The sequence below is a fragment of the Streptomyces sp. NPDC045968 genome (genome assembly GCF_056430475.1).
On record NZ_JBWKLF010000024.1, the window covers coordinates 1 to 3,182 of the forward strand.

1 rRNA gene is annotated in these 3,182 nt (G+C 56.2%); it reads right to left on the bottom strand.

Features of this window, described 5'->3' with window-relative positions:
* Positions 1 to 22: 22 nt before the first annotated feature.
* Positions 23 to 3,149: ribosomal RNA gene (locus AC07FA_RS34140) — 23S ribosomal RNA — on the bottom strand.
* Positions 3,150 to 3,182 lie beyond the last annotated feature (33 nt).

The following is a 3,182-nucleotide window of genomic DNA, read 5'->3' on the forward strand; positions in this document are numbered from 1 at the left end:
AACACAGTGGACGCGAGCAACTGAGGACAAGCCCTCGGCCTATTAGTACCAGTCAGCTCCACCCGTTACCGGGCTTCCACATCTGGCCTATCAACCCAGTCGTCTACTGGGAGCCTTAACCCCTCAAAGGGGGTGGGAATACTCATCTCGAAGCAGGCTTCCCGCTTAGATGCTTTCAGCGGTTATCCTTTCCGAACGTAGCCAACCAGCCATGCCCTTGGCAGGACAACTGGCACACCAGAGGTTCGTCCGTCCCGGTCCTCTCGTACTAGGGACAGCCCTTCTCAATATTCCTACGCGCACAGCGGATAGGGACCGAACTGTCTCACGACGTTCTAAACCCAGCTCGCGTACCGCTTTAATGGGCGAACAGCCCAACCCTTGGGACCGACTCCAGCCCCAGGATGCGACGAGCCGACATCGAGGTGCCAAACCATCCCGTCGATATGGACTCTTGGGGAAGATCAGCCTGTTATCCCCGGGGTACCTTTTATCCGTTGAGCGACAGCGCTTCCACAAGCCACTGCCGGATCACTAGTCCCGACTTTCGTCCCTGCTCGACCCGTCGGTCTCACAGTCAAGCTCCCTTGTGCACTTACACTCAACACCTGATTGCCAACCAGGCTGAGGGAACCTTTGGGCGCCTCCGTTACTCTTTAGGAGGCAACCGCCCCAGTTAAACTACCCATCAGACACTGTCCCTGATCCGGATCACGGACCCAGGTTAGACATCCAGCACGACCAGAGTGGTATTTCAACGACGACTCCACAACCACTGGCGTGGCCGCTTCAAAGTCTCCCACCTATCCTACACAAGCCGAACCGAACACCAATATCAAACTATAGTAAAGGTCCCGGGGTCTTTCCGTCCTGCTGCGCGAAACGAGCATCTTTACTCGTAGTGCAATTTCACCGGGCCTATGGTTGAGACAGTCGAGAAGTCGTTACGCCATTCGTGCAGGTCGGAACTTACCCGACAAGGAATTTCGCTACCTTAGGATGGTTATAGTTACCACCGCCGTTTACTGGCGCTTAAGTTCTCAGCTTCGCACACCCGAAAGTGCACTAACCGGTCCCCTTAACGTTCCAGCACCGGGCAGGCGTCAGTCCGTATACATCGCCTTACGGCTTCGCACGGACCTGTGTTTTTAGTAAACAGTCGCTTCTCGCTGGTCTCTGCGGCCACCCCCAGCTCAGGAAGCAAGTTCCCTCACCAGTGATGGCCCCCCTTCTCCCGAAGTTACGGGGGCATTTTGCCGAGTTCCTTAACCATAGTTCACCCGAACGCCTCGGTATTCTCTACCTGACCACCTGAGTCGGTTTAGGGTACGGGCCGCCATGAAACTCGCTAGAGGCTTTTCTCGGCAGCATAGGATCATCCACTTCACCACAATCGGCTCGGCATCAGGTCTCAGCCTTAATGTGCGACGGATTTACCTATCACACGGCCTACACCCTTACCCCGGGAACTACCATCGCCCGGGCTGGACTACCTTCCTGCGTCACCCCATCGCTTACCTACTACAAGTCTGGTTCATCGGCTCCACCACTACCCTCAACTCCGAAGAGATCGGGCCGGCTTCACGGACTTAGCATCGCCTGATTCAGTACTGGGCGTTTCAAAGCGGGTACCGGAATATCAACCGGTTGTCCATCGACTACGCCTGTCGGCCTCGCCTTAGGTCCCGACTTACCCTGGGCAGATCAGCTTGACCCAGGAACCCTTAGTCAATCGGCGCACACGTTTCTCACGTGTGTATCGCTACTCATGCCTGCATTCTCACTCGTGAACCGTCCACAACTCGCTTCCGCGGCTGCTTCACCCGGCACACGACGCTCCCCTACCCATCCATACTCCCGTTGGGGATATGTGTATGAATGACACGACTTCGGCGGTACGCTTGAGCCCCGCTACATTGTCGGCGCGGAATCACTTGACCAGTGAGCTATTACGCACTCTTTCAAGGGTGGCTGCTTCTAAGCCAACCTCCTGGTTGTCTCTGCGACTCCACATCCTTTCCCACTTAGCGTACGCTTAGGGGCCTTAGTCGATGCTCTGGGCTGTTTCCCTCTCGACCATGGAGCTTATCCCCCACAGTCTCACTGCCGTGCTCTCACTTACCGGCATTCGGAGTTTGGCTAAGGTCAGTAACCCGGTAGGGCCCATCGCCTATCCAGTGCTCTACCTCCGGCAAGAAACACACGACGCTGCACCTAAATGCATTTCGGGGAGAACCAGCTATCACGGAGTTTGATTGGCCTTTCACCCCTAACCACAGGTCATCCCCCAGGTTTTCAACCCTGGTGGGTTCGGTCCTCCACGAAGTCTTACCTCCGCTTCAACCTGCCCATGGCTAGATCACTCCGCTTCGGGTCTAGAGCGTGCAACTCAATCGCCCTATTCGGACTCGCTTTCGCTACGGCTTCCCCACACGGGTTAACCTCGCTACACACCGCTAACTCGCAGGCTCATTCTTCAAAAGGCACGCAGTCACGACTGCTGTTCCGAAGAACAACAGCGACGCTCCCACGGCTTGTAGGCACACGGTTTCAGGTACTATTTCACTCCGCTCCCGCGGTACTTTTCACCATTCCCTCACGGTACTATCCGCTATCGGTCACCAGGGAATATTTAGGCTTAGCGGGTGGTCCCGCCAGATTCACACGGGATTTCTCGGGCCCCGTGCTACTTGGGTGTCTCTTAAACGAGCCGTTGATGTTTCAGCTACGGGGGTCTTACCCTCTACGCCGGACCTTTCGCATGTCCTTCGCCTACACCAACGGTTTCTGACTCGTCTCACAGTCGGCAGACTATGAAAAAGAGATCCCACAACCCCGCATGCGCAACCCCTGCCGGGTATCACACGCATACGGTTTGGCCTCATCCAGTTTCGCTCGCCACTACTCCCGGAATCACGGTTGTTTTCTCTTCCTGCGGGTACTGAGATGTTTCACTTCCCCGCGTTCCCTCCACACTGCCTATGTGTTCAGCAGTGGGTGACAGCCCATGACGACTGCCGGGTTTCCCCATTCGGAAACCCCCGGATCAAAGCTTGGTTGACAGCTCCCCGGGGACTATCGTGGCCTCCCACGTCCTTCATCGGTTCCTGGTGCCAAGGCATCCACCGTGCGCCCTTAAAAACTTGGCCACAGATGCTCGCGTCCACTGTGCAGTTCTCAAA